At 74.9% G+C, this 14,939-nt stretch carries 13 protein-coding genes and 1 tRNA gene; 10 read left to right on the top strand and 4 right to left on the bottom strand.

What is annotated here, in order from left to right; all coding sequences use genetic code 11:
• Positions 1-108 precede the first annotated feature (108 nt).
• The 7 genes from ADK52_RS34510 to ADK52_RS34480 all read left to right on the top strand — a co-directional run bounded on the left by ADK52_RS34510 (position 109) and on the right by ADK52_RS34480 (position 4,950).
• Positions 109-723, top strand: coding sequence for a DinB family protein (locus ADK52_RS34510; RefSeq protein ID WP_053693813.1), 615 nt, complete (start codon positions 109-111; stop codon positions 721-723).
• 42 nt (positions 724-765) lie between these two features.
• A complete protein-coding gene (locus ADK52_RS34505) occupies positions 766-1,542 on the top strand; it encodes a 2OG-Fe dioxygenase family protein (RefSeq protein ID WP_053693812.1) in 777 nt (258 codons plus the stop codon).
• Positions 1,542-2,084, top strand: a complete 543-nt coding sequence (locus ADK52_RS34500) for a GNAT family N-acetyltransferase (RefSeq protein ID WP_053693811.1) — start codon at positions 1,542-1,544, stop codon at positions 2,082-2,084. The genes ADK52_RS34505 and ADK52_RS34500 overlap by 1 nt, the downstream gene beginning before the upstream one ends.
• Before the next feature lie 116 nt (positions 2,085-2,200).
• The gene (locus ADK52_RS34495) at positions 2,201-2,974 is read left to right on the top strand and encodes an AzlC family ABC transporter permease (protein ID WP_063784008.1); all 774 of its coding nucleotides are present in this window, start codon (positions 2,201-2,203) and stop codon (positions 2,972-2,974) included.
• Positions 2,971-3,297, top strand: a complete 327-nt coding sequence (locus ADK52_RS34490) for an AzlD domain-containing protein (protein WP_053693810.1) — start codon at positions 2,971-2,973, stop codon at positions 3,295-3,297. The genes ADK52_RS34495 and ADK52_RS34490 overlap by 4 nt, the downstream gene beginning before the upstream one ends.
• Positions 3,298-3,418: 121 nt before the next feature.
• Positions 3,419-3,492, top strand: a tRNA-Met gene (locus ADK52_RS34485).
• A gap of 432 nt (positions 3,493-3,924) precedes the next feature.
• Positions 3,925-4,950 (top strand): M23 family metallopeptidase, encoded by a 1,026-nt coding sequence (locus tag ADK52_RS34480; protein WP_053693809.1) that lies wholly within the window; start codon positions 3,925-3,927, stop codon positions 4,948-4,950.
• Here the strand turns inward: ADK52_RS34480 and ADK52_RS34475 are convergent.
• From ADK52_RS34475 to ADK52_RS34460, 4 genes are all read right to left on the bottom strand, one after another.
• Positions 4,859-6,172: a PrsW family intramembrane metalloprotease gene (locus ADK52_RS34475; RefSeq protein ID WP_053693808.1), complete on the bottom strand. Its 1,314-nt coding sequence runs from the start codon at positions 6,170-6,172 to the stop codon at positions 4,859-4,861. The two genes, ADK52_RS34480 and ADK52_RS34475, sit on opposite strands and share 92 nt — an antisense overlap.
• A gap of 52 nt (positions 6,173-6,224) precedes the next feature.
• Positions 6,225-7,013 carry a tRNA (guanosine(46)-N7)-methyltransferase TrmB gene (gene trmB, locus ADK52_RS34470; RefSeq protein ID WP_234344374.1) on the bottom strand — a complete coding sequence of 263 codons (789 nt, stop codon included), beginning with the start codon at positions 7,011-7,013 and terminating at the stop codon, positions 6,225-6,227.
• Positions 7,014-7,193: 180 nt separating this feature from the next.
• On the bottom strand, positions 7,194-8,411 hold the full coding sequence (lhgO, locus tag ADK52_RS34465) for an L-2-hydroxyglutarate oxidase (protein ID WP_053693845.1): 1,218 nt from the start codon (positions 8,409-8,411) through the stop codon (positions 7,194-7,196).
• A gap of 165 nt (positions 8,412-8,576) precedes the next feature.
• Entirely contained in the window at positions 8,577-10,238 is a 1,662-nt protein-coding gene (locus tag ADK52_RS34460; RefSeq protein WP_053693806.1) for a hypothetical protein, read from the bottom strand.
• Positions 10,239-10,977: 739 nt separating this feature from the next.
• Here ADK52_RS34460 and ADK52_RS34455 point away from each other — a divergent pair.
• From ADK52_RS34455 to ADK52_RS34445, 3 genes are all read left to right on the top strand, one after another.
• Positions 10,978-13,215 carry an asparagine synthase-related protein gene (locus tag ADK52_RS34455; RefSeq protein WP_053693805.1) on the top strand — a complete coding sequence of 746 codons (2,238 nt, stop codon included), beginning with the start codon at positions 10,978-10,980 and terminating at the stop codon, positions 13,213-13,215.
• A 237-nt stretch (positions 13,216-13,452) separates the two neighbouring features.
• A complete protein-coding gene (locus ADK52_RS34450) occupies positions 13,453-13,749 on the top strand; it encodes a hypothetical protein (protein WP_053693804.1) in 297 nt (98 codons plus the stop codon).
• A 524-nt stretch (positions 13,750-14,273) separates the two neighbouring features.
• The coding region (locus tag ADK52_RS34445) for an AfsR/SARP family transcriptional regulator (RefSeq protein WP_267887313.1) at positions 14,274-14,939 on the top strand (666 nt) is incomplete at its 3' end.

The following is a 14,939-nucleotide window of genomic DNA, read 5'->3' as shown; positions in this document are numbered from 1 at the left end:
CCATCCGTACGTGCGGCATCCGTACCCCCGGCATCCGTACCCGACAAGCCCGCCCACTCGACAAGCCCGCCCACTCGACAAGTCCACCCACCCGAAAGGCACCTCCGCATGACCACCCGCACCGCAGCCGCCGCCGACGTCCACCGGATCGACATCCCCTCCGCCACCGAGGACCCCGCCGCGTACGTCTCCGCGCTCCTCGAAGTCGCCGGTGAGCGCGACGCGTTCGACGTGCTCGCCAAGACCCCCGTCTGGGCGGCGCAGCTCTTCGCCGACCTGCCCACCGAACTCGCCGAGACCGTCCCCGAGCCGGGCGAGTGGCCCGCCGCCTTCATCGTCGGCCACCTCTTCGACGTCGACATCGTCTACGGCTTCCGCTGGCGCCTCGTGGCCACCGAGGACAACCCCGTCTACCCCGGCTACGACGAGCAGCTGTGGGCCCCGCTGCCCCGGCTCCCGTTCCGCCAGATGCTCGACGCCTGGACCGGCCTGCGCGCGTCCAACGTCGCCCTCCTCGCCGCGCTCCCGCCCGAGGACTGGCAGCGCACCGGCCGCCACGGCGAGCAGGGCGGCGAAACGATGGAGGTCATGATCCGCAAGGTCATCGGTCACGACATCGCGCACATCAACCAGATCTACCGGGCCATCCGCCTCGTCCGCGAGGCCGCCGGCCTCGACGTCGCCGAGCTGGACGCCACGTACGAATCGCTGGGCCTGCGCTGACCCCGCGCCTCCTTCCTCCGCCTCCAGAGAGAGAACACCGCCGTGACCACCGTCGCCCACAAGCCCGCCCCCGACACCATCACCTCCGTCGGCCCCGACCTCCGCGACATCCTGCGCGAGCAGCGCTACGCCCTCGTGCCGGCCGCCGACCTGACCCTGTCCCCCGAGCTCGCCGCCGCCTTCGACGGCCTCCAGGCCTCCTGGGGCCGGCTCACCCCCGACACCCACTTCGGCGGCGGCGACCGCGCCGTCCGCACCCGCCGCTACAGCGATTTCACGTACGTGCCCGTCACCGGCGAGCTCGCCCCGCTCGACCACGTCGCGTACTACCAGAGCGAGGCGATGAACGCCTTCGTCGGCGGCATCGAGCGCCACTTCGGCGACGTCGAGGAGGCCACGTACCGCAACCCGCTCTTCCAGGCCCTGGTCCGCTACGACTTCGACAGCCTGCCGATCGAGGACGAGTACCGCGCCCGCGCCTGGGTCTGCCAGATCCACCAGATCCGCATCGAGATCAACCCGGGCCAGTACAACGAGCTGGTCCCGGAGGGCATCCACTCCGACGGCTACCCGTGGGCCGGCCTGCACCTCATCTCCCGCGTCGACGTGGAGGGCGGCCACAGCACCGTCTTCACCTGGGACGAGGAGCCGCTCGCCAAGGGCACCTTCCTCACGCCGCTCGACTCGCTGATCTTCGAGGACCGCGCCATGAAGCACCACGTCACCGGCCTCAGCGCGGCCGAGGACAGGGGCGGCTACCGCGACGTCCTCGCGATCTCCTTCTCCCTGCCCGGCTCCCCGTACGAGACGCTGGTCTGATGAGCGCCGCAGCCCTGGCGCTCGACGAGCCGCACGTACTGGTCGGGCCGTACGGGCCCCGGACGTCCGCCCCCGCTCCGGCCGCACCGGCCGCACCGGCCGCTCCGGCCGCTCCGGCCGCACCGGCCCTCTCCGAGCCCATGACCGCGGCCGACATCCCGCAGGTGATCGAGCTGCTGCGGGCCGCCCCGCAGGCCGCGTACTGCGAATGGGAGGACGAGCGGCTGCTCTCCGGGCACCTCGCCCACTCCTCCGACCTCTGCCGGGTGATCCGCACCCCCGCGGGCCGGGTCGTCGCGGCGCTGCTCGCCGGCTCGTTCGGCGTACGGGGCAGCATCAGCCACGCCGTGGTCGACCCCGGCCACCGCAGGCTGGGGCTGGCCCGGGTGATGGCGGTCGACACCCTGGCGGCCTTCCGCCGTCGCGGGGTCAACCGGATCTTCCTCGCCGTCCTCGACGGGAACGAGGCCGCGACCGCCCTCTGGACGGGCGTGGGCTTCCGCCCGGCCCTGGGGGAGAGGACCTTCGAGTGCGATCTGTAGCGACCGAACCCCCGGCCCCGGCGCACCACGCCGCGGCCGGGGCCACCGGGGCGGGGGCCGTCCGACCGGCCGCCCCCGCCCCGGCCGGGCCGGCCGAGGCGCCCCATGTGCCCCATGTGCCCCATGCATCCCGCGCGTCCCGCGCGTCCCAGGCCGCCTGGGCGGCGGGGTTCGGGCAGGCCGTCCCCGTGATGCTCGGATACGTGCCGGTGGCCTTCGCGTTCGGCGTGCTGGGCCACACCGCGGGCCTGCCCTGGTGGGCGATGGTCGCCATGTCGGCCTTCGTGTACGGGGGTTCCTCGCAGTTCGCGGCCCTCCAGCTGCTGGCCGTCGGAGCCGCCCCGTACGCCATCGTCCTCACCACCTTCGTGGTCAACCTGCGCCATCTGCTGCTGTCCGCCGCGATCGCGCCCCGGCTCGCCGGGTGGCGCCGCCGCGAGCAGGCGCTCTTCGCGTACGAGCTCACCGACGAGGCCTTCGCGGTGCACTCCGCCCAGTACGCGGACCGCGCGGAGCGCCCCAAGGCGGAGGTCTTCACCTTCAACACCGCCGTGCACGGTTCCTGGGTGGCGGGCACGCTCGTGGGCGTGCTGGCCGGGGACCTGGTCACCGACGTGGAGGCGCTGGGCCTCGACTACGCCCTGCCCGCCATGTTCATGGCCCTGCTGGCGGCCGGGATCATCGCCGACCGGCGCGGGCTCGCCGTAGCCGTCGTCGCGGGAGGTGGCGCGGTGGGCCTGACCCTGCTCGGCCTCCAGTACTGGGCCGTGCTCGTCGCGGCGGCCGCCGCGGCCACCTTCGGCCTGGCCATCGCACCCCGCGAGGAACACACGGACGCCGCGGCCGACGGCCCGGACCCCCGCGACGAGGAAGGAGCACCGGGCCGATGAACGACCTCACGCTCGCCCTGACCATCGCCGGCATGGCGGCCGTCACCTTCGGCCCCCGCCTGGTGCCCACCCTCTTCCTCGCCGCGGCCGCCCTGCCCCGGCCCGTCGTGGTCTGGCTGCGGCAGGTGCCGCCCGCGGTGATCGCCGCCCTGCTCGCCCCGTCCCTGTTCGCGCCTTCCGGCACGCTGGACCTCGGCCCCGGCAACTACGGCCTCTGGCTGGCCGTGCCGACCCTGCTGCTGGCCTGGCGCACCCGGAACTTCTACCTCACCATCGCCTTCGGCATCGGGTCCCTGGCCCTGCTCCGCCTGGCCACGGGCTGATGCGAGCCGTCTTTCCGGCCTTCTCTACGGCTCTGACCTGCGGATATGTCGGTCCTGGAGGTGGCGGGAAGGTTAATTGGCGCAGCCCCTCCCCGCGATGACGTAGAGTTGTGTTTACCGACGCGGGGTGGAGCAGCTCGGTAGCTCGCTGGGCTCATAACCCAGAGGTCGCAGGTTCAAATCCTGTCCCCGCTACTCAGTACGAAGGCCCGGTTCCCCTTGGGAACCGGGCCTTCGTCGTTCTCGCCCGCTCCGTCTCCCCCCGCTCCCCCCGCGATCCTCATCAACCCGGTCGCCGGAGCGCGGGCGTACCGTCCCCGTGGTCGCTCGGTGACAGTGCGTGAGCGAAAAGGTGTGCCCTGAAAGGTTTATGACGGTCCGTCAAGGTGCGCGTGTGGCTGGGGAGATGTGGATCTTGCTTGATTTTTGCCCGAGTTGATCCGCTTAAGCGGCTTTAGTCATGGCCAAGGCCCCGCAGAGGGTGGCCGATTAGTGCCATCGATCCATCGCAACGGCTTGGAATCACTCCCCTCCGTATATTACCGTTCGATAACGCAGCGCGGTCGTCCCAGCCGTCGCAAGAGACGGCGCCGTGCGCGTGCGCGTCCCCCTGAGGAGTGTGGCCCGGTGGCCTCCAACTCGCCTGCCCCCGAAGGCATAGAGCTCCAGGAAGAGCCCACCGCGGGCGCCTGGGGTGAGTGGAACCCCACCGAGGACTCGGCCCGCCCGCCCCGCGGCAAGCACCGGGTCGCCAAGCAGCGCGGGGGACTTGCCCGCAGCTCCACCGTGCTCGGCGTCGGCGTGATCGCGGCCGTCGGAGCCGGCGGCATCGCCACCGCGCAGGACCGGCCCCAAGTCGCCATCTCCATGCCCTCGTTGCCCGACTTCGGCATGGGTGGCGGCGGGGGCGACGGACAGCGGCACGCGGAAGCGGAAGGCGCCGCGGCGGGCACCGCGGCCTCCGGGAGATCGACCGGAATCATCGCGCAGCAGGCGGTTCAGCACACCGACGCCGGAGCGACCCTCGTGGGCCGCATCCTCCAGCAGGCCGAGTCCCAGGAGAGCGCCGCCGAGGCCCAGACCCGGGCGCAGGCCGAGCGGGAGGCGCAGGAGGCCGCCGCCGCGGAGGCCAAGGCCAAGCGGGAGGCGGCGCAGAAGGAGGTGGAGGACGCCCGGCTGGCCGCCGAGAAGGCGGCGAAGGAGGCCCAGGAGGCCGCCGGCGCCAAGGCCGAGCAGGAACGCATCGCCAAGCTCGCCGGCAGCTTCTCCCTCCCCACCTCCGCCTACACCCTCACCTCGCACTACGGTGACGCCGGCTCCATGTGGTCCTCCGGCCACCACACCGGCCTGGACTTCGCCGCCCCGACCGGCACCCCCGTCAAGGCCGTCGGCGCCGGGAAGATCACCTCGGCCGGCTGGTCCGGGGCGTACGGGTACCGGATCGTGCTGGAGCTCGATGACGGTACGGAGATCTGGTACTGCCACCTGTCCTCGATGTCGGTGACCTCCGGCTCGGTCGGCGCGGGCGACACCATCGGCCGCGTCGGCGCCACCGGCAACGTCACCGGACCCCATCTCCACCTGGAAGTGCGCAAGGGCGGCTCGACGGTCGACCCCCTGGCGTGGCTGGAGTCCAAGGGCCTGAACGTCTAGCGGGCGGTACGAAGACCCGCTCCAGGGGTTCCAACGGCGCGAGGGGCACCGGGCGGGCCGGAAGGAGTTCCTCCAGGACCGCGGCCCGGGCCAGCGCGGGCCCCGCCGTCGCCCGGCGCAGCCACAGCCGGCGCAGCAACTCCCGTTCCCGGCACGCGAAATCGGGCACCCCCGCAGGCCCCCCGTGCCGGGCCCGGTGCCGCAGCAGGGCCAGCGCGGCCGCGTCCGCCTCGTACAGGGCGACGGCCCGCCCCGCCGCCCGGCCCCCGGTGGACCGGGCCAGTGCCCGGGCCAGCGACCGGGCCGGCATCGACACCAGGGCCGGCACCTCGGCCGGGCGCAGCCAGCCCGCGGCCGCGTACACCGCCAGCTCCCCGGCCACGGCCCGCAGCCGGCGCCGCCTTATGCGCACCGCCAGCCACAGCAGCAGCCCGAACACCGGGACCATCACGCAGCCGTAGACCACGTAGAACCCGTACTCACCGAAGCGCGACGAGCTGTTCCACAGCGCGTGCAGGCCCATCGCGGCCAGTAGCCCGAGCAGCGGCAGCCCGATCCGGCGCATCCGGCCCGCGCCGAGCGCGGCCGCGCCGAAGCCGAGCCCGGTGAGCACCGTGAACAGCGGGTGCGCGAACGGCGAGACCACGATCCGTACGAAGAAGGTCGCGGCCGTCACCGAGTCGAGCGCGGCGGCGCCGCTCTCCACGTCCTCGCCGAACGCGTTGCCCAGATAGAGGACGTTCTCGGTGCACGCGAAGCCGGTGGCGGTGAACCCGGCCACCACGAACCCGTCGGCGGGGCCGGTGAACTGGCGCCTTCGGAACACGAACACCAGCAGCAGGGCCGCCGCCTTGGCGCTCTCCTCGACCACCGGGGCGATCGCCACCGAGCCGAGCCGGTCGGCGGCCGAGGCGTCGGCGGTGGCCGCCGTTATCCACTCGGTGGCGAAGTTGTTGGCCAGTATCGCGATCAGGGCCGCGGTGCAGGCGCCCCAGCCGAAGCAGGACAGCAACTGTGCCCAGGGGCGGGGCGCGGCCCGGCCGAGCCACCGGAAGGCCGCCATGAGCGGCGGCACCGGCAGCACGGCCAGCCCGAGGCCGACGAAGAACCCCGCGGTGCCGGTCTGCTCCCGCACGAGTTCGAGGATCGCCAGCCCCGACAGCGACAGCACGGCGAGCACGCACGCACGGACACCGCGGACAGCAGGGAGCGCTCGGAACACACGATGACTCTAGCGAGCCGCTCTGACACGAGGAGTGACGTGTCCGGTTTCTCTACTCGTTCGGGGACGCGTGGCCCCGGCGGGCGAAGAGCAGATCGTGCACGACGTGGCCCTTGTCGAGGCCCTGCCCCTCGAAGCGGGTGAGCGGCCGGAAATCGGGCCGCGGCGCGTAGCCGCCGTCCGCCTGGGTGTTCTCGAACTCCGGGTGCGCGGTGAGCACTTCGAGCATCTGCTCGGCGTACGGCTCCCAGTCGGTCGCACAGTGCAGTACGGCCCCGGGGGCCAGGCGGGTCGCGGCCAGGTCGAGGAACTCGGGCTGGATCAGCCGCCGCTTGTGGTGGCGGGCCTTGGGCCACGGGTCCGGGAAGTACACGCGCAGGCCGGCGAGGGAGTCGGGCGCCAGCATCTCGCGGAGCAGGATGATGGCATCGCCGTTGGCGACGCGGACGTTGTCGAGCCCGCTCCGCTCGGCGAGCGCGAGCAGGTTCCCCTGGCCGGGGGTGTGCACGTCGGCGGCGAGGATCCCGGTCGCGGGGTCGGCGGCGGCCATCTGCGCGGTGGCCTCGCCCATCCCGAAGCCGATCTCCAGGACGACGGGCAGCCCGCGCCCGCCGAACAGCTGGTCGAGATCGATGACGGAGTGTCCGTCGATGTCGAGCCCCCAGGTCCCCCAGAGCCGCTTCAGGGCCTCGCCCTGCCCGGTGGTGACCCGGCTGCGCCGCGGCTGGAAGCTCCGGATCCGCCGCTCGTGGTGCGAACCGGCCGGATCGGGGGCGGGCCCGTCGGGAAACCGCGGCTCGGTCCGCCACTTCGGGGGCACGTAGGAATTCGCCTCCGGCACGGTCTCCGGGGCGCTGGGCTGGGGGGTGAGGGACTCAGACACAATGCCCAGATTCTACGACCCCGACCTCGACCCCGGTCCCGGTCCGGCCCCGACCCCGGCCCCGGTCCGACCCCGACCCCGGTCCGGCCCCGCCACCGCCAGCCCGGCATGATCCACCAGACGCCCCCTGGGTGCGGGCTATGACGCGCGGAGCGACGACAGGGCCCGGCGGGCGATTTCACGGCCGATCGGGAGCGAAGCCGTCGCGGCCGGCGACGGCGCGTTCAGGACGTGCACCGTGCGCGGGCCCTCCTTGATCAGGAAGTCGTCCACCAGCGTCCCGTCCCGCAGCACGGCCTGCGCCCGGACCCCGGACCCGGCCGGGGCCAGGTCCGCCGCCGACACCGCCGGCAGGAGCCGCCGTACCGCCTCCGTGAACGCCTGCTTCGACAGCGAGCGGTGGATCTCGCCCGCCCCGTACCGCCAGTGCCGCCGGGCCATCCGCCAGGATCCCGGCCAGGCCAGCTCGTCCGCGACGTCCCGCGGCCGGACCACGCCCCACCCGTACCCCTCGCGGGCCAGCGCCGGCACCGCGTTCGGCCCGACGTGGACCCCGCCGCCGATCCCGCGCGTCAGGTGCACGCCGAGGAAGGGGAACGCCGGGTCCGGGACCGGGTAGACCAGCCCGCGGACCAGCGAAGGCCGCGCCAGATCGTAGTACTCCCCGCGGAACGGCACGATCCGCATGCCCGGGTCGTCCCCGGCCAGCCGCGCGACCCGGTCGCACTGCAGGCCCGCGCAGTTCACCAGGACGCGGGAGCGGACCACCAGCCCGGACGTGGTGCGGACCGCCACCCCCGACGCGCGCCGCGAGATCAGGTCCACCGCCCCGCCGTAGACGATCTCCGCCCCGGAGGACTCCGCGAGCTGGCGCGCCACCTGCCCGTAGTCCACGATCCCGGTGGTGCCGACGTGGATCGCGGCCAGGCCCCGCACCTCCGGCTCGTACTCCGAGATCTGCGCCGGGCCCAGCTCGCGCACCGGGATGCCGTTCTCGCGGCCCCGCTGCACCAGCGCGTGCAGCCGCGGCAGCTCGTCCCGCCCGGTGGCGACGATCAGCTTCCCGGTGACCTCGTGGGCGATCCCGTGTTCCGCGCAGAACTTCACCATCTCGGCGGCCCCGCGCACCGCGAAGCGCGCCTTGAGCGAGCCCGGCCGGTAGTAGATCCCGCTGTGGATCACCCCGCTGTTGCGGCCCGTCTGGTGCCGGGCGGGGCCGGACTCCTTCTCCAGCACCACCACCCGCGTCCCCGGAGCCCGCTGCGCCAGGGCGTGCGCCGTCGACAGGCCGACGATGCCACCGCCGATCACCAGCACATCGCAGTCGACCCTGCCCGCGCTGCCCACGCTGCCCATGCCGCCGCCCAAGCCGCCACCTCCCACCCCTGCATACTGCACCCCGCCACTGACAATGCGGCCACGCGGGTCCGCACCCGCGTGGCCGCCGGGCCCGCGCCCGCGACGCCGCCGGGGTCCGTACCCGCGGCACCGGCGGGTTCCGTACCCGCGCCGCCGGCGGGTCTAAGCCTGCGCCACCAGCAGCGGCCGTGCCCGCTCCCGCAGCTCCGCCACGCGCGGCTCGTCCCCGTACGGTTCGAGCCGGTGCAGCAGGTCCCGTACGTACTCGGTCGTCCGCGCCGAGGAGATCCGGCCCGCGACCTCCACCGCCCGGGTGCCGGCCGCGCACGCCGCGTCCAGGTTGCCCGACTCCAGCTCCGCCACCGCGCTCACCACCAGCCGCAGCCCGTGCGAGCGCACGTACTCCTCCGTCGGGCGCGACAGCGCCTGCTCGGTGAAGCGCCGTACCTGCCGCGGCAGCTTGAGGTCCCGGTAGCATTCCGCCGCATCCGCCGCGAACCGGTCGTACGAGTAGAAACCCAGCCAGGTCGGATCCGGGTCGCCCTCGCGCGCCCGCTCCAGCCAGCCCTCAGCCGCCCGCAGCGCCGCCCCGGCGGCCGCCGAATCGCCCGCCTTCGCGTGCGCCCGCGCCTCGACGAGCCGGAAGAAGCTCATGGTGCGCGCGGTGGCCAGGCCGCGGTTGCGCTCCACGGCCGCCTGCGCCAGGTCCACGCCCTCGTCCGGGAAGTCCCGGTACGTCGCCTGGAGCGACATGGAGGCCAGTACGTACCCGCCCAGCGGTACGTCGGCGGCCGCGCGGGCCAGGCGCAGCGCCTGGATGTAGTAGCGCTGGGCCGCCTCCTGCTGGCCGGTGTCGAAGGCCATCCACCCGGCCAGCCGGGTCAGTTCGGCGGTCGCGCCGAAGAGTGCTCGGCCCACGTCGTCGCTGTACGAGCCGAGCAGCAGCGGCGCCGCGTCGACGCGCAGGCATTCCGGCACCATCGACGAACGCCAGTCCCCGCCGCCGTACTTGGAGTCCCAGCGGCGTGCGTCCTCGGCCGCCTCGCGCAGCTTGGTCACGTCGCTGTGGCCCACGCGCTGCGGCGCCGGGTCGTACAGCCCCACGACCGCGGCGGGCGCGGAGACGGGTACGGCCGCGTGCCCGAGCGGGGCGTGCGGCGGGGCGTGCGGCGTTTCACCCGAAGACTGGGCGGGCAAACCCGTTGACGAAGACGACGGCGAAGACGGCGAAGACGACGACGAAGACGCAGAGGAAGGCGACGAGGACATCGGCGAGGGCGAGGCCGTACCCGCCGCCGGCTCGCGCGACGCCACGGTCTCGCGGGGCGGGGCCGCGGGCTCGCGCGCCACCGAACCGTCCGCCGGAGATATCAGCCAACGCGAGGCGGGCGTCGCGTATGCGGACACCGCGAAGGAGCCGGCCAGCGACTGCCAGATCCCGCCACCGCCGCCGGCGCCGCCCCTGCGGCCCGCGAGGTCCAGCCGGTACAGATCGGTGGCCGAGCGCACCGCCTCACCCACGTCCCGCGGGAAGGCCAGGCCGACCTCGGGCGCGGGGTCCGCGTCCGCCAGCCCGATCTCGTGCAGCGGCACCGGCCGCCCCAGCTTCGCGCCGATGGCGGCGGCGATCAGATGCGGGGCCGCGCCCTGCGGCACCATCCCCTTCGACACCCACCGGGCCACCGACGTCTTGTCGTAGCGAAGCGTCAGGCCGCGCTGGGCGCCGAGGTCGTTGACCCGCCGGGCCAGCCCGGCGTTGCTGATGCCGGCGAGGGCGAGGACGGCGCCGAGCTTCTCATTGGGCTCGCGGAGCTCCCTGGACATGCGCCACCCCTCGTCACACGCGGAACGCACACAACGCATACGCCGCCGAGGCATAGTTGCCCGGCATTTCGTAAACCCAGCGTAGTTCCCCGCCTCCCAAGCGTTAAGGCCTCGACTTCCGTATGGCGGGATTGTTGTCCGCCCGCACAGTCGGGGCGGGGCCCGCGCCGCGGGCGCACGCCCCCTCCCGTGCTCCGTGCGTGTGGCCGTGCGCCCGCCCGTGCGCTCTGGCCGGTCAGCGGGCCCGGCGATTCGATGTGCCCTGCGTGGGTCGGCCCGCTGCGTGGATCCGGCGGGCCGGGGGATGCCGCCGCCTCAATCCCCGCGGGTGGCGGAACGGTCCGGGGGGCGAATCCCGCCTCCCGGACCGCGCCCGCGGGCCGGTGCGGCCGGGCGCCTCCAGGGCGTGCGGCGGCGCCACGTGCGGGCTCAGTGCGCCGGCAGAGTGCTCGTGGTGCGGCTGCGGTGCCGCCTCGGCATGGCCGCAGTACGGCCGCAGTACGGCCTCGGCACGGCCGAAGAATGGCCGAAACCGACCTATGGGGCGGTGGGAACGGAACGCCAAATACCGCGTGTCCGCGGCGTGTTCGTTTGCACGTGCGCCCTCCTGGGTCACTCTCGCACGCCTGTCTCGTGGCAGCATGGACCCCGAGCCACCCGGGGTCCCGTCGGCCGCGCCCTCAGCGCTGACCACGACGTTCCCGCCCCGGTCAATTGCCCACGGGCTGGGGAGGCGGCGGTGCGCTGGTTGGTCGGGTGGAGCAGTATCGCCGCGAGCTTCGGCACGGCCGGCCGCGTCGCCGGCCAGGGCGGATCCGGCCCCGCCGGTTCCCACGGCTCCCACGGTTCCCACGGCTCGTACGGCTCCCATGGCCCCGGCGGTCCCGGCGGCGGCCCTGTGAGCGGCGGGCTCGCGGACGCCGACGCCGCCCGTCCGGACGACCCCACCGCCGAACGCACCGTCGTCCCGGTCGGCGCCCAACTGCTGTGGGGAGACCCCGACCCCCTCTGGGCCGTCGGCGACTGGCGCCCCGACGAGATCCGCACCCTGGCCGCCGACCCCGCCGACCCCTTCACCCGGCTCGCCGTCCTCGGCTGCTGCGGCGCCACCGACGCCGAACTGCGCAGCGCGCTCCTCGCCGCCCGCGGCGGAGCCCTGCGCCACCTCACCCAGTGGTCCGGCAGCTACACCGCCGTCGTCCAGACCGGCCGCCGCATCACGGTCGTCGGCGACCTCGCGGGCGCCCGGCCCGTCTTCTACACCCCCTGGGCGGGCGGGACCGCGTACGCCACCGCCGCGCTGCCGCTCGCCGACCTCATCGAGGCGCAGCTCGACATCGGCCACCTCGCCGCCCTGCTGGCCTGCCCCGACAGCCCGGAGGCACTGGGCGACGGCACACCGTACGTCGGCGTGCGGCGCATCCCGCCCGGGCACGCGCTGATCCTGCGCGAGGGCTCGCGCGAGATCACCGGGTACGAGCCGGTGGCCTCCCTCGCGGTGGCGGCGCCCGCGGCCGATCCCGAGCACGCGGTGGAGGGCGTACGCGAAGCTTTGGTGGATGCCGTGCGCGCCCGGCTCACGGCCCCGCGGCATGCCCCCGACATGCCGCCCCACGACCCCGGCCCGGTGCCCGGAATGGGCCCCGCCGACCGGCGCGCGGCCCGGGGCGCACCCGCGCCCGCGCCGGGCGTGGGCGCCGACCTCTCCGGAGGCAGCGCTTCCGCGACCCTCGCGCTGCTCGCCGCCGGGCTCCCCGGGGCGCCCGGCACGGTGCTGAAGCAGTCCGGCGAACGGCTCCTGGCCGTCACCTTCAACGACCTGGCCACCCCCCAGGGCCGCGAGGCCGAACTCGAACGCGCCCGGGCCATCGCCGCCAGCCCCCGGCTGCACCACGTCGTCGTGGCCGCCGCCGAGGAAGCCCTCCCGTACGCCGACCTCGACGGTCCCCTCACCGACGAACCCGGCCCCTCGCTGGTCACCGCCGCCCGCGAGCGGCGCAGGCTGGCGGCCGGCTCGGCGGACCACTTCGTCGGGCACGGCGCCCGCCAGGTCCTCGACGCGCACCCGGCCCGGCTCGCCGACCTCCTGATGGACCGCCGCAGACGCCACCTGCTGCGCCCGGTCGCCGCGCTGGCCCGCTCGGCGCCGGGCGACGCCGCCCTGTCCCTGCTGGTCCCGTTCTCCGTCTACTCGGCGGCCCGCCGGCTCGCCCGTACGCCGTACCGCGCGGGCATGGAGGCCGCGGCGGCCCGGCTGCGCGAAGGGGCCGTCGCGGGCGGCGCGTCGAACCCGGTGGACGCCTCGCTCGCCGCCCTGACCTGGTCCCGCCCGGGCCCGGCGGCGGGCTGGCTGACGGGGGAGGCACTGGCGGAAGTATCGATCCGCCTGGCAACCGCCGCAGGCCGCCCGCCCCTTTCCCTGCGCCCCGGCGAGGCCCGTGCCCGCGCCGCGCTGACCCGGCACGCGGCCGACCACCGGGTCTTCGAACAGGCCGTGGAGGTCCGCAGCCAGCGCCTGCACGCCCCGTTCCTGGACAACCAGGTCGTACGGGCGGCCCGCGCCCTCCCGGAATCCCTGAGGGTCCAGCCCGGCGCCCGCGCGGCGATCCTGCGCACCGTCCTCTCCTCGGCCGGCGTACGCGAACTCCCGCCGGGCTGGGGCGCCCCGACCCACACCCCGAACGAGACGGCGACCCGAGTGGGCCTGAGGGCGGCGCTGCCCTCGCTGCTGTCCCTGTTCACCGCCCCCCTCCTGGCGGACGCGGGCCTGATCGAGGCCCGGGTGGTCCAACAGGCTCTGCTGGACGCGGCGGAGGGGCACCCCGTCCCCCTGGACGGGCTGGCGGAACTCGTCTCGATGGAACTGTGGCTGGGCCGCCTCCTGGCCCGCCGGGGCACCTGCTGGACGGGCACGTCCACCCCCCGCCGCAGGGCGGTCCCCGAGGGCGTCCCCACCCCCCGACCCGCCCTGTCCTGACAAGGCTTGGGCAGGTTCGGGCGGCTGCGTTACGTTCATGCAGCACGCACCGGTGGAGCCCGACCGGTCCAACCGGTCGGGCAGACAAGGCCGTTCGCGCGGGAGGCGGATCCGGGAGCGGTTCGGGACCGAAAGTGTCCACGCCGACGGCTCCACGAACAGGAGCCTGATCTCAGCCTCTTCGTGCATGACGCAAAGGGAAGAACACGTGAACCACAACACGATGCGCGTCGCCGCGTGAACACTCCTTCAGCCGCGTCGCACGCCGCCGAAGGACAGCAGAAGCCGGGATGGTTCCTGACCGCTTCCCTCTTCGGTGCGGCGAACGCCGTTCTCGGTCTTGCGGACGTCTGGTCCTGGTGGGCCCTGCTGTGGGCGCCGTTGCTGGTCCTCGCCGTCGGCTCCGCGGCGTACGAGTGGCGGCTGTCGGCCCGCAGCCGATGGCGTATGGGCCCACCGGAACGGGTGCTCCTCGCCGTCTCCCACATCGGATGCGCCGCTTCCCTCACGGCCATCTGGCTCGCCACGCACTGAGTACCCGCGTCCGGGCCCTCCACGCCGTGACCGGTCGGGCGGCAGCCGTCCCGGTCGCCGGGGGAGGCTGAGCCGGGCGGCGGCGTGTTGCCAAGGGCCTCGGCGACCTCGGCGACCTCGGGGACTTCGGGGAGCTCGGCGACTTTCGCCGCTTCGGGAGCCGATCGGGGTGGCCCCCGCTCCGGGACCCTTGCCCGTGGGCGGGGCGGGAAGCCGACGGGGAGGCCCTCCACGCGCACCCTCGGTTCCGACGGGCGGCACGGGGAGCCGGGGCGGATCCCGGGAGCGGCGTCGCAGCACCTGCCCACCGGCGGCCGGCCGCGACTGCCCGTCAAGCCCCGACGGGCGCACACCCGGCACCCCGCCCCTGGTCCCCGGCCCCGCCGGCACCTGAGGCGCGAGGGGCCCGGGGCCGGCCTGCGGCAAGGGCGCGGCACACGCCACCGGCGGCCCCGCCGGCACCTGAGGCGCGGGCCCCGCGAAAACCTCCGGCACCCCCGGCAGGGGCAAGGCAGAATTGCCCGGTGCGGTATCTCATCCTTGGCGTCACCGAGGCGCGCGACGAGACCGGCGCCCCCCTCCCCGTCAGCGGCGCCCGCCTGCGCGCGCTCCTCGCCGCCCTCGCACTCCGCGCCGGCGGCCCGGCCGCCGCAACCGTCGCCGACCTCGTCGACGACATCTGGGGCGACGACCCGCCCCAGGACGCCCCCGCCGCCCTCCAGGCCCTCGTCGCCCGGCTCCGCCGGGCCCTCGGCGGCCGGGACACCGTCCCCGCCGACCCCGCCGGCGGCTACCGCCTCGCCGTCGCCGACCGCGACGACGTCGACCTCCACCGCTTCACCCGCCTCGCCCGCCAAGGCGCCGGGCAGCTGGCCGACGACCCCGCCACCGCCGCCGGAACCCTCCGCGCCGCCCTCGCCCTTTGGCGCGGCCCCGCCCTCGCCGACCTCGCCGAGCCCGCCCGCACCGCCTACGCCGCCACCCCCGAAGCGCACCGCGCGGCCGCCCTCCGCGCCCGGATCGACGCCGAACTCCGCAGCGGGGCCGCCGACCCGGAGTCCCTCCTCCCGGAGATCGAGGCGCTGATCCGGGAGCGCCCGTACGACGAGCCCCTGCGCGCCCAGCAGCTCCGCGCCCTCCGCGCGTCCGGCCGCCCCGCCGACGCCCTCGCCGCGTACGAGGACACCCGC

The organism is Streptomyces sp. WM6372 (assembly GCF_001279655.1).
In the GTDB taxonomy this organism is placed as follows: Bacteria; Actinomycetota; Actinomycetes; order Streptomycetales; family Streptomycetaceae; genus Streptomyces.
The sequence above is the reverse complement of the archived record's forward strand: the minus strand, read 5'-3'. Positions and strand labels throughout refer to the sequence as shown.

Excerpts from the sequence above, each read along its gene's own strand:
- lhgO (WP_053693845.1), bottom strand. The coding sequence starts at position 8,411 with ATGGGCAGCGTGGGCAGCGCGGGCAGGGTCGACTGCGATGTGCTGGTG.
- ADK52_RS34490 (WP_053693810.1), top strand. The coding sequence starts at position 2,971 with ATGAACGACCTCACGCTCGCCCTGACCATCGCCGGCATGGCGGCCGTC.
- ADK52_RS34460 (WP_053693806.1), bottom strand. The coding sequence starts at position 10,238 with ATGTCCAGGGAGCTCCGCGAGCCCAATGAGAAGCTCGGCGCCGTCCTC.
- ADK52_RS34500 (WP_053693811.1), top strand. The coding sequence starts at position 1,542 with ATGAGCGCCGCAGCCCTGGCGCTCGACGAGCCGCACGTACTGGTCGGG.
- ADK52_RS34510 (WP_053693813.1), top strand. The coding sequence starts at position 109 with ATGACCACCCGCACCGCAGCCGCCGCCGACGTCCACCGGATCGACATC.